The following is an 18,134-nucleotide window of genomic DNA, read 5'->3' on the forward strand; positions in this document are numbered from 1 at the left end:
ATAATGAATGGCAATCGGTTCGGTCGGCTCTTTCAGGTGACGACATACGGCGAGAGCCACGGGAAGGCGATGGGCGTGACGATCAGCGGCTGTCCGGCTGGGGTTGACCTCGACACCGAGGCAGTGCAGGCGGAACTCGACCGCCGCAAGCCCGGCCAGTCGATGATCACGACCTCCCGCGGTGAGCCCGACGACGTGACGATCAACTCCGGACTGCAGGACGGCTACACAACTGGAACGCCGATCGGGATGGTCATCGAGAACAAGGACGCCCGCTCGGGGAAGTACGAACCCTTCGTGACCGCACCGCGTCCCTCACACGGCGATTACACCTACTCCGCAAAGTTCGGCACCCGGAACTGGGGTGGCGGCGGTCGTTCCTCGGCCCGCGAAACGGTCAACTGGGTTGCCGCCGGCGCGGTCGCCAAACAGGTGCTTGAGCAGAGTGAGTACGACGTACAGGTGAAGGCCCACGTCAACCAGGTCGGCGACATCGAGGCACCCCCCGTCAGCTTCGAGGAGATGCTCGAACACACCGAGAACAACGAGGTGCGGTGTGCCCATCCTGAAACCGCCGAGGAAATGCGGGATGCGATCGACGAGTACCAGCAGGAAGGCGACTCGATTGGTGGATCGGTGTACTTCGAGTGTCGCGGCGTTCCCCGTGGCCTCGGCGCGCCACGATTTGACTCCTTCCCGTCGCGGCTCGGCCGAGCGATGTTTGCGATCCCGGCGACGACGGCCTTCCAGTTCGGCAAAGGGCGTGAGGCCCGAACGATGCGGGGTAGCGAACGTAACGAGGACTGGGAGTTCGACGATGGCGATTCCCACCCGGATACCGTCAGCGACGAGGGCGATCCGGTGCCAGTCGGCAACGACCACGGCGGCCTTCAGGGCGGAATCACAACCGGCGAACCGATCTACGGCGAAGCAACGTGGCACGCCCCAACTAGCATCCCGAAAGAACAGACGACTGCTGACTGGGAGACCGGCGAGCGTAAGGATGTGCAGGTCGTCGGTCGCCACGATCCGGTGTTGATGCCGCGAGCGGTGCCGGTTGTCGAGGCGATGCTCAATCTGACGATTCTGGACTTTATGCTGCTGGACGGCCGCATCAACCCCGACCGTCTTGATGGACAACCAGGCGAGTACGACACCGACTACCATCCACGCAGCCCGGACAATATGGAGTAATCGACGGCGACCAAAAATATCGGCTTGCTGTCATCGCAGACGCTATATATCAGTCTTTTTACTATATTGTAATTCACGTGAGCGATGTCGCAGTGAGCGACACACCGCCTTGCTGCACCACGCCGGTTCGGCCGGCCTTCAGGCGCAGTGGCTGACAGGCGAGCAAGTAGGGTGATTGTGGCGTCCACCAACCCAGTTGTGTGGTGCCCATCGAGACGCCGTTGTAGATTGTGAAATACCCCGAATTCGGCTGGCTTATGAACGAATATCCACAATTATAGGTTCTTAATGATCTTTCCTTGCTAATGCATAGCAAACTCTTTTACCCGGGGCTAGCATTCTCTTCATACTAGTGGCCCAGTGGGGCCGTGACAGCAACCTATGACTGATAACGAATTCATCTGGCGAATTGCCGGCGGCTCCGGTGACGGGATCGCCTCAACGAGTCAGAACTTTGCCAAAGCGCTGATGCGTTCCGGCTTGGACGTATTCACACATCGACACTATCCCTCCCGGATCCGTGGTGGCCACACCTACACTGAGGTTCGTGCCGCAGCGGAACCGGTCAAATCCCGTGGCGACGGCTATAATTTTCTGCTGGCGCTGGGCGACTCCTTCGCTCGCAACCCACAGGAAGATGCCTACTACGGCAACGAGGAGATCAAACCGCTCTCGGAGAACCTTGATGAGCTCCGAGAGGGTGGCGTCATCGTCTACGACTCGGGGCTGCTCGATGCCTCCGAGATCGAGGACTTCGACGCCCGTGTCGAGGAAAACAACTGGCACGTCTACGACATCGACCTCCGTAACATGGCCCGCGATGTCGGCCGTGAGGTCATGCGCAACACCGCCGGCGTCGGCGTGACCTGTGCGCTGGCCGGGATCGACCTCCACTGGATCGAGGAGCTCATGTCGGATGCGATGCCGGAGAAGATCCTCGAACCAAACCTTGAGATCCTCAACAAGGCCCACGACATGGTCGTCGAGGAGTACGATGTCGACGCCAACGATGTGACCGTTCCTGAGGGCAGCCACGACGAAGAGCAGGTGCTCATGTCAGGCTCCGATGCGATCGCCTACGGCTCCCTCGACGAAGGCTGTCGGTTCATCGCGGGCTATCCGATGACCCCGTGGACTGAGGTCTTCACCATCATGTGTCAGAACCTTCCGGAGGTCGGCGGGATCTCCGAGCAGGTCGAAGACGAGATCGCCGCGGCCGCCCTCGCAGTCGGTGCGAGTCACGCCGGCGCGAAGGCGATGTCCGGCTCTTCCGGTGGTGGCTTCGCCCTGATGAGCGAACCGCTTGGTCTCGCCGAGATGACCGAAACGCCGGTCGTCCTCATCGAGGCGATGCGGGCCGGCCCCTCCACCGGGATGCCGACGAAGCCCGAACAGGCCGACCTCGAACACGTGCTGTACACCTCACAGGGAGACTCCCAGCGCGTTGTCTTCGCACCGGGAACAGTCGAAGAGGCCTACACCCAGACGCGGCGGGCCTTCCAGATCGCCTACGAGTACCAGATCCCGGCGATCGTGCTGTACGATCAGAAGCTCGGCGGCGAGCTCGTCAGCCTGCCGGCGTCTCACTTCGATGAGGAGCCCAACCCATCGCTCGGCTCGACGCTCACCGAAGCCGAGCTCGAAGAGGCTCCCCACGACGACAGCGGGAAGTACAGCCGCTTCCAGCACGATGTCGAAGACGGCGTCAGCCCGCGGTCGATCCCCGGCCAGAAGGGCGGTCGTTTCCTCGCCACCGGCAACGAGCACACCCCCGAGGGACATATCGCGGAAACAACATCGAACCGCGTCGCCCAGATGGATCGACGAACCGAGAAGCTTGAAGCGATCTCGGCCGATCTTGCCGCCCAAGACGAGACCCACCAGACCCACTATGGCCCCGACGAGGCCACCTACGGGCTGATGACGTTCGGCAGCCAGCAGGGCACCGTCGAGGAGGCCGTCGATATGCTCAACGAGCAGGGCCACTCGGTGAAGGCCCTCGGCGTCTCCGATATGGCTCCGTATCCGGTCGATGAGGTCAGTGAGTTCATCGAGAGCGTCGACGAGGTGCTCGTTGTTGAGATGAACGCCTCCGCACAGTTCCGCGGCCTCACCCAGAAGGAACTCGGCAAGTACGGCGAGAAACTGTCGAGTCTCCTCAAATACAACGGCAACCCCTTCGAACCGCTCGATATCGTTGAAGGGTTCAAAACGACGATCATCGAGGGCGGCGAGCTCTCCAGCAATAAGACCAAATTCGTTCCAGCAGCAGGTGATTAATCATGAGTGCATTCTCAGCAATCGGTGACGGACAGCCAACTGATCAAGACGACTACACGCCGGAACTCGAACCGCAGGCAACGTGGTGTCCCGGCTGTGGTGACTTCGGTGTCCTCAAAGCACTGAAAGGGGCCGCTGAAGAGCTTGGGAAATCCCCCGAAGAGATGCTGTTGTGTACCGGGATCGGTTGTTCCGGCAAGCTCAACAGCTACTTCGACAGCTACGGGTTCCACACCATCCACGGTCGATCACTGCCGGTTGCGCGTGCGGCCAAACTCGCAAACCCTGGCGTCGAAGTGATCGCCGCCGGCGGCGACGGTGATGGCTACGGGATCGGTGGCAACCACTTCATGCACACCGCCCGCGAGAACCACGATATGACCTACATCGTGTTCAACAACGAGATCTTCGGCCTCACGAAGGGCCAGACCTCGCCGACGAGCCCGAAAGGTCATAAATCGAAAACCCAGCCCTCCGGAAGCGCGAAGGAGCCGCTCCGACCGCTCAGCCTCTCGCTGAACGCCGGCGCGTCCTACGTTGCCCGGACGGCCGCGGTCAACCCGAATCAGGCCAAAGAAATCATTATTGAGGCGATGGAACACGATGGCTTCGCCCACGTGGACTTCCTCACCCAGTGTCCGACGTGGAACAAGGACGCCAAGCAGTACGTGCCCTACATCGACGTCAACGACTCCGATGACTACGAGTTCGACAAAACCGACCGGCGTGAGGCCGCCGACATGATGGCCGAAACCGAAAATGCCCTCCACGAGGGCAAAGTGCTCACCGGCCGGTACTACGTCGACAAGGACCGGATGTCCTACACCGAGGAGAAACAGGCGATCGGCGAGATGCCGGAGGAACCATTGGCCGAGCGATACTTCCACGACTCCTACGAGTGGGAGCGATCGGCCGATCTCTTCCTCGATAAACACAAGTAACTGTCACGATAGCCCCGCTGCGGCATTTACGCAGTCCAAATCGGTTTTTCGGTTCGCAAGGTATTTTTTTATCGGAACGAAAGGTTAGGTATGAGCACGACAGCGACGGAAGACCGGATTCTCTCGGTGTTGGAGGATGATGCCCAGGCCTCCTACGCCGAGATCGCCGATCGGGCCGATGTCTCAAAGCCCACGGTACGGAAGTATATTCAGCAGCTCGAAGAGGAAGGGGTGATCGTCGGTTACTCCGCTGAGGTCGATCCGAAAAAACTCTCCTCACAGAGCATCGCGATGGTCGGTGTCGACGTCGCCAGCGAGCTCTACGTTGAGGCGACGCGGGCACTCAAATCGTTGGACTCGATCGAGGCGTTGTATAGCTCCTCCGGCGACCACATGTTGATGGCCGAGGTTCGTGCCCAAGATGGTGACTCTCTTGGCGATGTGATCAGTGAAGATATTCTCTCTATTGAGGGTGTCACGGCCGCACATCCCTCGTTCTTGCAGGAACGACTCAAATAATCGCTTCCGAGGATTCTGTTGCTGTCGATCGGTTTTTCGTTGGTGCTGTCCCGATAATTTTGCTTAGATATTTGTATAGCAGCATACAGTTTATGTGTTGGTGGCTGCTCGATTCCGATTATTCTGACTACGTTATATCTAGAAATATTTATAAATATATCGTTACTAAAACCGGCAACTCTGGAACATGATGGTACGAAGTCGGAGAGTTTACACGAGAGTCACCAACCACGTCTCACTGACAACGATACGGACGATCATCGATTGAACGTTCGACGGCGGCAAGTGGCTGTCGTTGCGTTGTTCTCACTGGGTAACGGTGCCTGCGAGCCATCTAATTCACGACAGGCCAATGCGTCGGCATCGCAACTTCGATCAGTTTGTTCTCCGGAGACGCTTCAGATGTGACCATACTATCTTTTAGCGGGAGTATCTGCGATCCGTGCTGATCGAGTTTGTCTTAAATACAGTCTTGACGATGGCCGAACCAAATATCTCGGATTTGTTCGTCGATTTCGTCGTTCCGATGCTACGGTGAGACGGAATGGGCCCACCAAGGGCGTCCGATACGCGGTAGAATCGGGAACGGATCTGGTCTCAGTTTTCTACAGCAACACAGGAGTATCACAAAATCGCTGAGCCGCTTGTGAACTACCATGCGATCACACCGACGAAGCTCTCTATCGGATGTGCAGACGTTTCGGCTCCCAGTTGTCTCCTATATTATCGCTGAAGGAGTAGGTTCTCTGAGGGACGGAGCGACGACCCGAAGCATGAGTGACTTAGAAGGTACGATTTAATTACAGTAGCATCACAACCACTGGTGGTTCCATGCAACTGAGCCCCACATCATCCGAGTATTCTTTTCGGCTGTACTACACACAAAATATAATTTATCGTTTCTTATACCCACATGAATAGACGAATAAGACACATAGAAAAGCGCATAAGATCCCTTATCAGCTACAGTGTGGGTAGATTCAAGTAGCTGTCCTACATACCACATTCCATGGCTGCTGACGAGAAGAACGACCGAGCACGTGTCGTTACCTACGTGCCGACGCAGCAAAAAACCGAATGGACAGAACATGCCGACGAGCTCGGCATGAGTCAGGCGGAGTTTGTTCGGACGATGGTACAAGCTGGGCGGAAGGATTTCACACTTGACGCAGGCGGTGCTGTGGAACCCGGTTCTGACACCACAGACCCTAGGGGTGGCGACCTCGAAACACAGGTTCTCGAGTCCCTCGATTCGAACGGCTCGCTGTCTTGGGAGGAGTTGGTTGACTCGCTATCGGCAGATTTCGAGGAGCGACTCGAAGCCTGTCTTGACTCACTACAGGCTACCAACCAGATTCGGTACAGCGGCCGAAACGGCGGCTACACAACGATCGACTCATGAGCACGACCGTCAGCACTGACAATCCGGACGACCCGATCGCGTATTTTCTTGAAGACCTCACCTACCACGGCAAAACTGAGCGGACACGCGACGCCTACGGCCGGGTGCTCCGGCGGTTTGAGGCGTTTCTGGCTGATCCGGATCGCAACCCGAGCGGCGACGCACTCACGCCCGCAGAGGCAACCCATCGGGACTGCATGGCGTGGGTTCACACCCTTCGCGGGACAGTCACCGATAGTACGATCGCCAGCTACGCCGCCTATCTCCACCGGTTTTACGCCTATATGACACAGGTCGGCGTCTTCGAGTCGAATCCGATGACGCTTGTCGTCGAGGAACTGGACGAAACAATCGAGAAAGATCCCACCCGACGGGAGATCAGTATCGATCAGATGCGATCGTTTGTCAGCGATATCCACCACCCTCTCGACCAAGCATTGATCGTCACACTGCTCAAAACCGGCATGCGGGTGGGTGAGCTCTGCAATCTCGATCTGCGTGATCTTGCTCTCGACGACAATGAGGTTGAAACGGCATTTGATGGTAGTCCTCGACCACAGCTTGCAACTCGACCGAACTCGCTGTACGTCGACAGCGAACCTGCGGTCGGCGAGCGGGTCAACGGCGAGGAGCGGACAGCCTCGAATAAACGCAAGCGGGCGACGATCATCCCCGTCGACGAGGAGCTACAGCGCGTGCTCAAACGCTGGCTGGCGATTCGACCGGACAGTCTCTCACCGGCCGAACCGTTGTTTGTCTACACCACCGGTGAGTGGGGACAACGACTGACGCCACGGGCTGTCCGGACCGTCGTCACCGAGCATGCCGAGGCTGCCGGCTGGTACGACACCGGCGGTGATGCCGCCGATAACGTAACGCCACACTACTTTCGGCACTTCTTCACGACACACCTCCGAGATCGCACGGGCGACCGCGGCGTGGTGAAATATCTCCGTGGTGACGTGGCTGATGACATCATCGACACCTACACCCACAACTGGGGTGGCCAGGTCAGAGCAACCTACGACGCAAATATTTACTCAATCTTGAGATGAAATAAAATAGGTCGCTCGCGGAGTGCTGTCTGAGTTCGAACTCATAAATCGTATTCGGCTATATAAAATATCTCGGTCAGTTCGGCGAACGTGGCTGTCGAAAACGGGCCACAGATATTCATGTCTCAAACCCCTCTACTGATGTGTGAATCAATCATATCGGTGTCTCGACTGTCTCGAAGGGGCGGTCACGCGGAGTTTCAATACCTCCCATCTCAAAACTCAGTGTTCGCGGTGCGGCTCATTTAGTCGGTTCATCAACGAGGCAGTCCTCGAGCAGTTTCAGTCATTTGAGGAGTCACCACCAGACACGCTGCAGTGGTCACAGCTCGACCGCAAAGAAAAGCTGGTAATCAGCGAGCAAATCGTCCGACGGGGCCGGTCGATAGACGACTTTGCTGTCTCGACGTAACTATCGAAACGCGCCACGACACCCACTTACGCAACGAGTCAATTCAAGCCGATTGCGTCCCAACCGCCTACCAGATGCTTTCTGAACTGTCGACGGTATCGCCGGTGGTCAGATTCCCGATCGGACTGGCTGCGGCCGGGATTGCTGTTCTCGGCATGAACCGACTGATGGCTCACACTACAGAGGGAACGACCCCGCCGTCTGTCGCGGCAAGTGTACTCACCGGGCGCCCGGTGGATGCCGCGCCATCTCGGCTCGCGTCGGTGGTACACTACCTCGCTGGGCTTGGCACAGGCCTGCTATTTGTGTACTTCCTCTTGGTCGCAGAGCAACTCACAGGCGCCCTCTCAGCAACGACTGTCGCTGGAACAACAGTCGTCCTGTACGTCTTGATGGTCGGATTTTTCATACTCATTCCGCTGCCACGAGCAACGGGGCTGGATGACACCCGTCGGTCACAGACCGGGCTCGCGTGGGCGATTGCAGCCGCCGGCTACCTACTTGTGCTGGTACCAGCTACTGTCGGACTGAGTTTGGTCGTAGCATAGTGAGTCATATCAGCCTGGGTAGTGTCTCCCCTATACATCCCTCTACGCGTTATTGTACATTGGACGCTGACGACGACTGACACCCTCACCCCGGGCATTATACACTCACAGCATCATCACGCGATAATGGAGACATACCCGGCGGCGTACAGTCCAACAAGCTACGGCCGTCACGATGGCGAGGCGGTGATTCGCACCCCCCATGCGACCAAGACGCTACAGGGAGGCGGGCTTGAAGCGATATGTACGCTGCTGGCAACGATGGACGGTACCACACCGGCCAGCGACCTTATCGCACAGGTTCCCGATAGCGACCCTGAGCAGATCGACCTCCTGTATGGGGCTGATATAGCCTACGACGCACAGGCGATTCCGGCCGGACTCGCAGAGGCGGGTTGGGAGCGATATCTTGAGCCAGTCTTGTCGGCGATGTCACAGCCGACCCAGCAGACGCTCCCGGATCGATTGGCAGCACGCTCGGTCGCGGTGTTCGGCGAGTACGACCCTGTTTCGGGGGTCTGTGACCGGTTGCGTGCTGCGGGGGTGTCCGTCAGCGAGCGGTCTGCTACTGATCCGCAGAGCCATCTTGACGATCCAGACGTAATCTTCCTAAGCGAACAGATCGAACGGGGCGACTCGTGGAGGGCAGCCAACGAGGCGTGGGCCACCTCGTCGGCAACACTCATCAAAACGCGGCTCACCGCAACAGGTTGGCGGCTTGGGCCAGTGCTCACGGCAGATGCCCGCGCCTGTCTGAACTGTGTGTATACGCGCGTGGATGCAAACAAGGCTGGCGGCCAACTGTTCGATGAGACGGTCACCGGCACTCCTCCATACATGCAAGCGTACACCGACACCGTCACCGAACTTCTGTTCCGTGCTCTGGTTGCACAGCTCCCCCGCTATCTGGACGACCAATTCGTCGTATACGACCACTATCAGGGACGCAGAGAGACACCACGCGTTTTCGCCAGCCCCCAGTGTAAGATCTGCGACAATGCGTCGTCTCGACAGGAGCGGTTCCCATGACTGATCGCGACGGAATCACTGTCACGGCTGCTGAAAGCTCCCCGACTGATGACGCCCAAAGCGACCGTGAACGGCTTCAACAGATCGAAAGCCCAACGACAGGCATCATTACTGGCGTTCGGCAGGTTCCGGTACCGCCGGGCGAGCCAGCCATCGAGAGCTACGTCGTTGAGCGAGAGGATTTCACCCCATTTACCGACGGCAACCCAATGCCTCACGACGAAGGTGGTGCTGCGTTCAGCGAGGACGCCGCCTTTGTTGCCACCTACGGCGAGGCAATTGAGCGATACTGTGGCTGTGTGTACCGTGACGATTCATTCCGAACAGCGTCCTACGATGACCTCACAGTGCCCGCGCTTGATCCAACTGCGGTCGTCAACTTCTCACCTACCCAGCGGGCTGCAATGGCCGACGACACCGACCTCTGTGGCACCGATGATGACCTCTCATGGGTTGGCGGTGTCGACCTCGGGTCGAAGGCGACTACCCAGATCCCGGCGCAATTGGTCTATCTGTCGTACCCGCCGACCGCAGACCCGTTCATCCGAAATCCGATCTCGACGGGGCTTGCAGCCGGCTCCGATCGGGAGATGGCGATCCACAACGGCCTCGCGGAGTGTCTCGAACGCGACGCGTTCATGACGTACTATCTCACGGCGACCGCGTTGCCCGTGATCGATCCTGAGACGCTCCCGCCGCGAGTCTACCGATTGGTTGATCGCATTACGGCACATGGACTTGAGCTGACGCTGTTGGATGCAACAACCGATTTCGGGGTGCCGATTGTCATCGCGGTGCTTATCGATCGGACGCGGCGACCGACCGTGACCGTCGCCGCCGCCGCTGGCTCGACGGCGACAACAGTGATCGAGAGCGCGCTATCGGAGGTGCTTCAGACACGATTGTCGACAATTCACCGGTTGTCGTCGACCACCCGCTCAGCTGAAGAGATCGACCCCAGCGAAATCGACTCATTCGCGGATCGCGCGCTGTTGTGGGCCGCCCATGACCGTCTCGCTGAGCTGGATTTCTGGATCGAAAGCGACCGAACAACCACGTTTGATGCATTTGCCGTTGACGACCAAACCGATCTCGTCGAAGCAGTCACTACGGCTGGCTACGATGCCTACGCTGTCGATGTCACAACCCGAGATATCGACTCGATGGGTGTTACTGTGCAGCGGATTATCGTGCCGCGACTCCAGCCACTGTATCTCGTCGAGCGCCTCCGATATTTCGGCGGCGATCGGCTCACCCGCGTCCCGGTCGAAATGGGGTACCGAGACACGCCCATCACGGAAGCTGCGCTCAACACAGTGCCACACCCCTTCCCATAACGATGACTGAATTCCCCTCACCCGACAACGCGGCCTTCGAGTATCTCTACGAGCTCTACCACAAAAATCTCTCATCGTTTGTTTCGGAGTCGGCGCTTGAACCCGAGTCATCCCCGGAAGCGCCGTCGACGCCAGCGGACAAACAGTACCAGCGGGCACCACAGGTGCCACTGGCCGACCCAGACTCTGCGGCGGTACCGGGGGCCATCCGGCGGCGGGCATCCTACAGGGAACCCGAGCGACGGCCGATCACCGACACCGAGTTGGCGACGCTGCTGACGTATGCCTACGGAGAGATCCGCGAGGTCGATGGCGAGCCGCGCCGTCCCGTCGCCTCCGGGGGAGCATGTTACCCGTTAGAGCTGTATCCGATCGTGCTTGACTCCCCCAACATCGACGCTGGCATCTATCATTACAACGGCAGAGACGGCGCGCTCGATCAACTCGCTGCGGGCGATTACAGTGACTGGCTGCAGGAACAGTGGACGTGGATCACGTCTGCTGACACGGTTGCTGCGGCCATCGTGATCACGGCACTCCCGGGCCGATCAGCCGACCGGTACGGCGAGATGGGGTATCTCCTCGCCGCCCTCGAAGCCGGTGCCGTCATCCAAAATCTCCAACTGCTCGCCACAGAGCTTGACATCGGCAGCCGCCCCCACAACGGGATACAGTACCGCGCGCTCAGAGAGCAGCTCCGACTCCGCAGCGAGGAGTATCTGTTGTCAAGTGTCGTGTTCGCCGGGAGGGCACCGGGTACCGGGGATTAGCTGTTCATTCAGTGTGTGAGAAGATAGTGCAACCCAATTGATTTATCTGAACATCTCAAACCCTGCTGTATGACAAAGAAACCGAAGGTTATCGACGGGATCTCTGAGTGGATCCGAAAGCAGGTCGGCCCGGAAGCCGAAAACCGCGGTGACGACAATTCGGCTGACAACGATGGAAGTAGCGACCCCGAACCCGACAGCGATGACGACGACTCATCGAGTGAGTACGACTCGCCGGCATGTTGTTCAGCCGCTGGCAACAGCGATGTCACGGTGCTTGATCCGTAACTGCTTCCTGTTGGGGTCACCTGTCGCAAAACGCCTGTTTTCACGTTCCGATGGATTTATTCGTAATTACAGTCTCTCCAATAGCAGTGAATACTAACTCAGCGTCAAATGTTAATAACTCGGAGCTGGGTCGCTCCCGGCTCGGGCTGTGGTCTCTCGGCGCGCTGCTCGTGCTCTCGGCAGCCGCGATCGGCGGGATTCGGTATGAGATCGGCGGGATCGACGACTCCGTGTTGAAAGTTGTCGTCATCGGCTGGGTTGCCTGCGGTGCGATGGTCGGCGGCGCGTGGCTTGGCGGTCGGGCGAACGAAACTGACCCCTTCGGCCTTGTCTGGGGATACGGGCTGGCCAGCGGCGCGATGATCATGAGCGCGGCGATGTTTCTGGTGCCACAGGCTATCGGGCTCGCGGGATCGGTTGGGACGCCACAGTTCGGCGGGATTGGACTCGCATTCGGCGTGATTCTCGGCTACAGTGCCCACACGATCGGCCACCGGCTGACACATCTTGATCTCTCAATGGATATCACCGCCGCCCAGATCTCGGTGCACGCGCTGTCAGCAGGAGCGATCATCGGGATCGTCTATGGCTCGATGCCGTCACTTGGCCTGTTGCTCGGCCTCGCTATCGTCTCACACAAAGGCCCGGCGGGGTACGCCGCGGCCCGTCGACTCCGGCGGGATGGCCGACCGGTAGCGGTGCTCCTGCTCCCAGCAGCGGGCGTCGGGCTCACGGCGATCCCGACTGCCGTATTGCCGATCCCCGAACAGCCGATCATCAACGCGCTTGTCTTCGGCTTCGCCGCCGGGATCTTTCTCCACGTCGCCATGGATTTCCTCCCGAAATGTGAGACCGGCAGCGAGATCGATCAGGTGCTCTCGCTGGAAGAAAACTCTCATCACCTCCTTGATCAACTTCGAACACATGCTGTCGCCAGCACGCTTGCGGGCAGTTTCGTTGTTGTTGTCGCTTGGTTCGTCGTCGGTTGATCGAACCGAGTGGGTGGGGATTCAGCTCATATCGGCCAGCGGGCCGAACTCATCGACCGGCAGCACGGAGTAATCGACTGTGAGCGTGTCTTTCGTCGCTCGAATCTTGCCGACAAACGTCGAGATCTCCTCTAAGGAGCCCTCAAGCACGAACAGTTCCATACAGTGGTGGCCGCCAACGTGGCTGTGGAAGTTTGAGGTAACGATCCCCTCGTGTTCGTGTCGAAGATGCATCATTTTTTCCTCGACACTGGTTGTCTCGTAATCAAATAGGACGGTAACGACACCCATCAGTTCGCGGCCTTCGAGGCGTTTGTCCTCGAACTCTCCCAACAGTGTGCGGCTAGCCTCGCGGACAACCTCGCTGCGGCCGGTGTAGCCGTGATCGTCGGCAAACTCGTCGATTCGTTCGAGCAACTCTTCGGGCATCGAAACACTGACAACGCTCATATAACAACTGATACGGAGATTGTTAATAACTATTAGTATTTTTGGTGGCTCTATCCGTGCCGAGTTGCTATCACCGGACGCGAGAAATAAACAAAGTCTCAGGCAACCCTCTCACCGTCACGACAGTCATCGCCACAACAGCCATCGCCACCACTGACAACGACCCGCACTGTTGAGAGTCCCCGACAGACAGCGACATCTTTACCCCACACTCAGCCGTATAAACGATAATGAGCGATACCGACGATACGACACCGATCACGCTGTATCGGCTCCAGGCCTGTCCGTTCTGTGAACGGGTCGTCCGCAAGCTCTCGGCGTACGACCTCCCCTATACCTCCCGGTTTGTCGAACCGATGCACTCCGATCGCAACGCCGTTAAGCGAATCAGCGGCGCGCGTACCGTCCCCGCGATCGTTGATGAAAACACCGGCGTCACCATGTCGGAGAGCGGCAACATCGTCGAGTATCTCGACAAAACGTACGGAGGGGCCGACTAATGGAGCTTGATTTCGATATCATTGAGCTACCGGACACTGACCATCCAACCACCGGCGAGACGGCACCTGATTTCACGCGTCCGCTGGTAACCGATGAATACTGGGAAGATGTGTCGCTGTCGTCATTGCTCGATGACGACCCGCTGTTGCTCGTCTGTTATCCGATGGATGGCGCGTTCCCGGCGACCTACATCTGGAACGAGCTTCGGGATCGCGATTTCGAGGGCACCTACCAACTCTCGATCGCCGGGCTCTCGATCTCGACGCCGTATGAACACACGACGTTCATCGAGGAACGCGGGATCGACGCCCCGCTGTTCAGCGATCCGAGCAACGAGGTTGCCGAACAGTACGACATCGTCAACGACCTCGATGGGATGACCGGCATCGCGGAGCCGCGCCCGGCGGTTTTCCTCATTGACACCGACCAGACAGTACAGTATGCCTGGGTTGCCGACGAGTGGCCGGCGTTCCCGCCGTACGACCAGCTTGAAGACGCGCTGGCGACCCACTGTGAGATGAAACCACTTGGACAATAGCGTCCACAACTATCTTTCTGGGGGCCGCCCTACACGCAGCTATGCAGATCCGCGATTGGCAGGAAATCCTCTCGACGGTCGTCGACAGCACCCACGACCCGGAGGGGTGGCGAGCGATCGCCGGCCAGCGAGCCACCGGCGTCGGCGAGGACTTCTATCTCGGCCACCCCGATAGCGGGGTGTTCCACCTCAAGACGTACGCAAAAAATCCAACCGAACTCCGCGGTGTCGGTACCCAAATCGCCCGCAAGATCGACGATGAGATCGACCCACTGCTGCCGCGGCGCGGCGACGACCCTGGTCGGTTTGCGATGCAACAGCCACCCGAAGACGAATCCGACGCCAAGGCGATAGCCGCACAGCTTGAATCGACGCTACAACACCACGCCGACGCCGACACCTCATCGGAGGCGTTCTTCCAGGATGTCATGGACGCCGTTGACAGTCCGGCGTTTGGCCCCATGGAGTACGAACTCAGTGAGCGTCCTGATCGCTTGGAGACTCTCTCGGAGACCTTTACCGAGGCAGAAGAACTGCTGAACGCGGAATTGGATGAGCTTATCGAGGACGACGACGTTGGCCGTGGGTTCCAGTAGGAACGCAAACAGCACTAATCGACGATAGTTTTGATCCGAGCCAGCAGCCGGTACATAATCCCGTGGTCAGATTCAGGCGGGGAGAGCGTCCACCCGGCTTGCTCGGCGGCTTCGGAGACACGAACGTACTCCCAGCAAAACATCGTTGCCACCCGCATATCGTCGTCGCTCGCGCCAACATAGACGTGACGTGGCGTCGTTGTCGTCTCACAGATCTCTTCGAGCGCAAACCACTTGTCGCGGTCGTGCATGTCGAAATCATCCCGAAGCTCATGCTCGTCGACAATCTGCGTGATTCGTTCGGTGTCGTCGTCGATGATTCCGATCGACTCACTCCACGCGTGCGCATCCGCAAACACGGCATTCGGTGAGTCAAGCCGCTCGATTGCCGACACCGAAAACGCAAGTGTGAGTTCACCGGCTTCGGCGTCGCTGTCGTCGTTCATCTGACTCCAAGCTTGGCATGCTGGTATTTTCCTCGCTGTCGATATTCAAGGAATCGCTGTCTCTGCGAGTCGGTGGTCATAGACAAACGAACCAGTCACCAGCTAATGAATCACCGGGCTGGCGCGTTCCACACCGACCCTCTCGCTTACTCGTCGGGGCTGTAGTTCGGGGCCTCGTCAGTAATCATCACATCGTGGGGGTGGCCCTCGGTTTGACCGGCTGAAGAGACCCGAATGAACTCGGATCGCTCCTTGAAGCCGGGGATCGTCTCCGCGCCGACGTAGCCCATCCCCGAACGCATCCCGCCAACAAGCTGGTGGAGTTCAGAGGCGAGCGTGCCCTTGTACGGCGTTGCGGCCTCGACACCCTCTGGGACGAACTCCTCGCCGTCCTCGTCGTCTTTGAGATAGCGGTCGCCACCGCCGGATTTCATCGCGCCGACGCTGCCCATCCCGCGGTACTGCTTGTACTTCTTGCCGTTCATCGTAATCACGCGGCCGGGGGCTTCCTCGGTGCCGGCGAAGTACGAGCCGAGCATCACCGCGTCCGCGCCCGCCGCGATGGCCTTGATCGCGTCGCCGGAGTAGCGGATCCCGCCGTCGGCGATGACCGGCACGTCTTCGGACGCGGCCACGTCGGCGACCTCGGCGACGGCGGTGATCTGTGGCATCCCCGCCCCGGTGACAACGCGGGTCGTACAGATCGATCCCGGGCCGATGCCGACCTTGATCCCGTCGGCGAAGTCGACGACCTCCGCGGCGGCCTCGCTGGTGCCGACGTTGCCGACGACCACGTCGGCGTCGACCTCCTGTTTGATCTCGCGGGCGGCCTCGATGACGTTGAGATTGTGGGCGTGGGCGCAGTCGATAAACAGTACGTCCGCGCCGGCGTCGTCGGCCGCGGTTGCACGATCGGTTTCGAAGGGACCGACGGCGACGCCACAGCGAAGGCGGCCGTCCTCGTCGCGGGCGGCGTTTTGGTTTTCACGCCGTTGGAGGAGCCCCTGCATCGTTACGAGCCCAACGAGGGTCTCGTTGTCATCGACGATGGGGACGCGCTCGATCTTGTACTCGTACATCAGCTCAAGGGCATCACGAGCGTTGATATCCTCCTCGGCGGTGATGACCTCATCAGTCATCGCCTCTCGGACATGGTCGGTCTCGCCGACCTCAAGGAACGGTCGGATGTCGGTGCCGGAGATGATGCCGAGGACGGTGTCGTCGTCGTCAACGACCGGCGCGCCGGAGACGCCCTCCCGACCCATCATCTGATCGACCTCAGCGATGGTCTGGTCGGGGTTGGCGGTGACAACGTTTTCGCGGTCGATCACGAGCTCGTCGGCGCGTTTGACACGCTCGATCTCGGCGACGGTCTCCTCGATCTCCATATTGCGGTGGAGCACGCCGAGGCCGCCCTCACGGGCCATCCCGATGGCGGTGTCGCTTTCGGTGACGGTGTCCATCGCTGCCGAAAGAACTGGGATGTTGAGCTCGACGTTCTTCGAGACGCGTGTCGACACATCGGCGTCGTCGGGTTCGACACGGCTCTCCTTGGGACGGAGCAACACATCGTCGAACGTCAACGCCTCCGGTACCTCAAGCTTCTGCGAGAAGGGACGGTCTGATTCCATATAAACCGTCGCCGTGGCCGGTGTAAAAACGTTGCGAGTCGCTCGCTCCGTGTGGCCTCGCCACACCCATCGCCCACGTACCGGGGCAGCTGTCGATCCACACTGGCTGTGTCACGATGTTGATCCGTGGCTATGGCGGTGTGTCCCACGGAACGTTTAACAGCGATCCGGCCCTATCTCTCGGTGTATGTACTCCCAGCTGAATTCCACGTCGCTTCGGGTTGCACAGCAGCGCGGCTCACCTGCTGGAACAAATCCGACAAAGACGTGGACGCTGTTTTCGGCGATACTGGGAGTCACGTTCGCTGTCGGCGGTCGGCGCAACGACCGATTACGACGGGAACACCGTTCGGCCGATGGTGACGGCCCCTAATCCGCGATGAGTGTCTCGGAACACCCGGTTGCCCTCACCATCGAGCAGCGCGTCGGCGGTGCGACGGTGCTGTTGGCGACGGTGATGGCACTGCCGCTACTTGATGGGCTGTTCGTCGCCTTGCTGCTGGCCGGCACCCTTGAGACGACGGTCGGGATGCTTGAGACCGGTCTGTTAGTCTTCGGTGGGTCGGCAACCGTCGCGGTCATCCTCGCGGAGTTAGACGAGAGCCGGGGATCGATGGTGCGGTCGGTGCTGCTGATCGGTGCGGGGCTGATCCCGTTGGCCGCGCTCCAGGCGGTGATCGCCCCAACCATCGAGAGTGCCCTTGAGCTGGCGGTCTTCCAGCGGTTTGCGGGCGTCGTCATCTTGGCGATCGCCGCCAGAACGGTCAGCGCGAAGGTGAGCGACTACCTTCCGTCGCCGGGTGTGATCATCCTGCTTGGGCTGTTGGCCAGCATTCGCCCGTCAGCGCTGACCGTCGAACTCGTTGTCGACGGCGAGCTGCTGGCGCGGGCAGCGATCACCGCCGCCATCGGCGTCGGCTTCGCACTCGCGGTGGCCCTCGCCGCACCCGCGCTCCGTGGCGTCGTTGATCTCGATCGATTCCGCTTCGGAAGTGCCGTCGCCCTCGGCGTGTTTGCGCTGCCGGTGGTTGGCGTCCTTGATACCGACGCGCCGATCGCGTTGGCGGTGTTGATCGTCTCAGGGCTGTTGGCCTACTCGCCCGACGGCGGCGATGAGCCCGAGCAGGACGCCGAGGAGCCCCCGGAGTCGGCGACTGATACCGACTACGCGCCGGAAGACACCGCCCGTGCACCCTGGCTGTGAGCGC

Annotated in this window: 19 protein-coding genes; 16 read left to right on the forward strand and 3 right to left on the reverse strand. The window is 59.5% G+C overall.

Annotation, left to right across the window (positions count from 1 at the left end):
- The first annotated feature begins 3 nt into the window (after positions 1-3).
- From aroC to DM826_RS00615, 12 genes are all read left to right on the forward strand, one after another.
- Complete coding sequence (gene aroC / locus DM826_RS00555) at positions 4-1,194, forward strand: chorismate synthase (RefSeq protein ID WP_120100155.1); 1,191 nt, start codon at positions 4-6, stop codon at positions 1,192-1,194.
- 381 nt (positions 1,195-1,575) lie between these two features.
- On the forward strand, positions 1,576-3,474 hold the full coding sequence (locus DM826_RS00560; RefSeq protein WP_120100157.1) for a 2-oxoacid:acceptor oxidoreductase subunit alpha: 1,899 nt from the start codon (positions 1,576-1,578) through the stop codon (positions 3,472-3,474).
- A gap of 2 nt (positions 3,475-3,476) precedes the next feature.
- Positions 3,477-4,415, forward strand: a complete 939-nt coding sequence (locus DM826_RS00565) for a thiamine pyrophosphate-dependent enzyme (protein ID WP_120100160.1) — start codon at positions 3,477-3,479, stop codon at positions 4,413-4,415.
- Between the two features lie 90 nt (positions 4,416-4,505).
- On the forward strand, positions 4,506-4,934 hold the full coding sequence (gene lrpA1, locus DM826_RS00570; RefSeq protein WP_120100162.1) for an HTH-type transcriptional regulator LrpA1: 429 nt from the start codon (positions 4,506-4,508) through the stop codon (positions 4,932-4,934).
- Positions 4,935-5,943: 1,009 nt separating this feature from the next.
- A complete protein-coding gene (locus tag DM826_RS00575; RefSeq protein WP_120100164.1) occupies positions 5,944-6,336 on the forward strand; it encodes a DUF5805 domain-containing protein in 393 nt (130 codons plus the stop codon).
- On the forward strand, positions 6,333-7,391 hold the full coding sequence (locus DM826_RS00580) for a tyrosine-type recombinase/integrase (protein ID WP_120100166.1): 1,059 nt from the start codon (positions 6,333-6,335) through the stop codon (positions 7,389-7,391). Before DM826_RS00575 ends, DM826_RS00580 begins: the two co-directional genes overlap by 4 nt.
- Positions 7,392-7,877: 486 nt before the next feature.
- The gene (locus tag DM826_RS00590; protein WP_233735631.1) at positions 7,878-8,351 is read left to right on the forward strand and encodes a hypothetical protein; all 474 of its coding nucleotides are present in this window, start codon (positions 7,878-7,880) and stop codon (positions 8,349-8,351) included.
- A gap of 126 nt (positions 8,352-8,477) precedes the next feature.
- The gene (locus tag DM826_RS00595) at positions 8,478-9,380 is read left to right on the forward strand and encodes a hypothetical protein (protein ID WP_120100170.1); all 903 of its coding nucleotides are present in this window, start codon (positions 8,478-8,480) and stop codon (positions 9,378-9,380) included.
- Positions 9,377-10,717 (forward strand): YcaO-like family protein, encoded by a 1,341-nt coding sequence (locus DM826_RS00600; protein ID WP_120100173.1) that lies wholly within the window; start codon positions 9,377-9,379, stop codon positions 10,715-10,717. Before DM826_RS00595 ends, DM826_RS00600 begins: the two co-directional genes overlap by 4 nt.
- Positions 10,718-10,719: 2 nt before the next feature.
- Complete coding sequence (locus tag DM826_RS00605; protein ID WP_120100175.1) at positions 10,720-11,487, forward strand: SagB/ThcOx family dehydrogenase; 768 nt, start codon at positions 10,720-10,722, stop codon at positions 11,485-11,487.
- Positions 11,488-11,556: 69 nt separating this feature from the next.
- Complete coding sequence (locus DM826_RS00610) at positions 11,557-11,775, forward strand: hypothetical protein (protein ID WP_120100177.1); 219 nt, start codon at positions 11,557-11,559, stop codon at positions 11,773-11,775.
- Between the two features lie 86 nt (positions 11,776-11,861).
- Positions 11,862-12,764: a ZIP family metal transporter gene (locus DM826_RS00615; RefSeq protein WP_120100179.1), complete on the forward strand. Its 903-nt coding sequence runs from the start codon at positions 11,862-11,864 to the stop codon at positions 12,762-12,764.
- A gap of 21 nt (positions 12,765-12,785) precedes the next feature.
- On the opposite strand, the gene DM826_RS00620 is transcribed toward DM826_RS00615, so the two are convergent.
- Positions 12,786-13,214: a CopG family ribbon-helix-helix protein gene (locus tag DM826_RS00620; RefSeq protein WP_120100181.1), complete on the reverse strand. Its 429-nt coding sequence runs from the start codon at positions 13,212-13,214 to the stop codon at positions 12,786-12,788.
- Positions 13,215-13,444: 230 nt separating this feature from the next.
- Here DM826_RS00620 and DM826_RS00625 point away from each other — a divergent pair, with 230 nt between their 5' ends.
- The 3 genes from DM826_RS00625 to DM826_RS00635 are packed head-to-tail and all read left to right on the forward strand — an operon-like array spanning position 13,445 to position 14,849.
- Positions 13,445-13,714: a glutathione S-transferase N-terminal domain-containing protein gene (locus DM826_RS00625; RefSeq protein WP_120083703.1), complete on the forward strand. Its 270-nt coding sequence runs from the start codon at positions 13,445-13,447 to the stop codon at positions 13,712-13,714.
- Positions 13,714-14,253 carry a redoxin domain-containing protein gene (locus DM826_RS00630; RefSeq protein ID WP_120100183.1) on the forward strand — a complete coding sequence of 180 codons (540 nt, stop codon included), beginning with the start codon at positions 13,714-13,716 and terminating at the stop codon, positions 14,251-14,253. Before DM826_RS00625 ends, DM826_RS00630 begins: the two co-directional genes overlap by 1 nt.
- Before the next feature lie 41 nt (positions 14,254-14,294).
- Complete coding sequence (locus tag DM826_RS00635) at positions 14,295-14,849, forward strand: hypothetical protein (protein WP_120100185.1); 555 nt, start codon at positions 14,295-14,297, stop codon at positions 14,847-14,849.
- A 14-nt stretch (positions 14,850-14,863) separates the two neighbouring features.
- Here the strand turns inward: DM826_RS00635 and DM826_RS00640 are convergent, their stop codons facing one another.
- Both DM826_RS00640 and guaB read right to left on the reverse strand, forming a co-directional pair.
- Positions 14,864-15,295, reverse strand: coding sequence for a DUF7124 domain-containing protein (locus tag DM826_RS00640; RefSeq protein ID WP_120100187.1), 432 nt, complete (start codon positions 15,293-15,295; stop codon positions 14,864-14,866).
- Between the two features lie 146 nt (positions 15,296-15,441).
- Positions 15,442-16,926 (reverse strand): IMP dehydrogenase, encoded by a 1,485-nt coding sequence (guaB, locus tag DM826_RS00645; protein WP_120100189.1) that lies wholly within the window; start codon positions 16,924-16,926, stop codon positions 15,442-15,444.
- Between the two features lie 379 nt (positions 16,927-17,305).
- Here guaB and DM826_RS00650 point away from each other — a divergent pair, with 379 nt between their 5' ends.
- Positions 17,306-18,130 (forward strand): DUF5794 domain-containing protein, encoded by an 825-nt coding sequence (locus DM826_RS00650; RefSeq protein ID WP_120100191.1) that lies wholly within the window; start codon positions 17,306-17,308, stop codon positions 18,128-18,130.
- Positions 18,131-18,134 lie beyond the last annotated feature (4 nt).

The organism is Halonotius aquaticus (assembly GCF_003605575.1).
Lineage (GTDB): Archaea > Halobacteriota > Halobacteria > Halobacteriales > Haloferacaceae > Halonotius > Halonotius aquaticus.

Coding starts and splice junctions, on each gene's coding strand:
- aroC (WP_120100155.1), top strand. CDS start 4: ATGAATGGCAATCGGTTCGGTCGGCTCTTTCAGGTGACGACATACGGC.
- DM826_RS00560 (WP_120100157.1), top strand. CDS start 1,576: ATGACTGATAACGAATTCATCTGGCGAATTGCCGGCGGCTCCGGTGAC.
- DM826_RS00565 (WP_120100160.1), top strand. CDS start 3,477: ATGAGTGCATTCTCAGCAATCGGTGACGGACAGCCAACTGATCAAGAC.
- lrpA1 (WP_120100162.1), top strand. CDS start 4,506: ATGAGCACGACAGCGACGGAAGACCGGATTCTCTCGGTGTTGGAGGAT.
- DM826_RS00575 (WP_120100164.1), top strand. CDS start 5,944: ATGGCTGCTGACGAGAAGAACGACCGAGCACGTGTCGTTACCTACGTG.
- DM826_RS00580 (WP_120100166.1), top strand. CDS start 6,333: ATGAGCACGACCGTCAGCACTGACAATCCGGACGACCCGATCGCGTAT.
- DM826_RS00590 (WP_233735631.1), top strand. CDS start 7,878: ATGCTTTCTGAACTGTCGACGGTATCGCCGGTGGTCAGATTCCCGATC.
- DM826_RS00595 (WP_120100170.1), top strand. CDS start 8,478: ATGGAGACATACCCGGCGGCGTACAGTCCAACAAGCTACGGCCGTCAC.
- DM826_RS00600 (WP_120100173.1), top strand. CDS start 9,377: ATGACTGATCGCGACGGAATCACTGTCACGGCTGCTGAAAGCTCCCCG.
- DM826_RS00605 (WP_120100175.1), top strand. CDS start 10,720: ATGACTGAATTCCCCTCACCCGACAACGCGGCCTTCGAGTATCTCTAC.
- DM826_RS00610 (WP_120100177.1), top strand. CDS start 11,557: ATGACAAAGAAACCGAAGGTTATCGACGGGATCTCTGAGTGGATCCGA.
- DM826_RS00620 (WP_120100181.1), bottom strand. CDS start 13,214: ATGAGCGTTGTCAGTGTTTCGATGCCCGAAGAGTTGCTCGAACGAATC.
- DM826_RS00625 (WP_120083703.1), top strand. CDS start 13,445: ATGAGCGATACCGACGATACGACACCGATCACGCTGTATCGGCTCCAG.
- DM826_RS00630 (WP_120100183.1), top strand. CDS start 13,714: ATGGAGCTTGATTTCGATATCATTGAGCTACCGGACACTGACCATCCA.
- DM826_RS00635 (WP_120100185.1), top strand. CDS start 14,295: ATGCAGATCCGCGATTGGCAGGAAATCCTCTCGACGGTCGTCGACAGC.
- DM826_RS00640 (WP_120100187.1), bottom strand. CDS start 15,295: ATGAACGACGACAGCGACGCCGAAGCCGGTGAACTCACACTTGCGTTT.
- guaB (WP_120100189.1), bottom strand. CDS start 16,926: ATGGAATCAGACCGTCCCTTCTCGCAGAAGCTTGAGGTACCGGAGGCG.
- DM826_RS00650 (WP_120100191.1), top strand. CDS start 17,306: ATGAGTGTCTCGGAACACCCGGTTGCCCTCACCATCGAGCAGCGCGTC.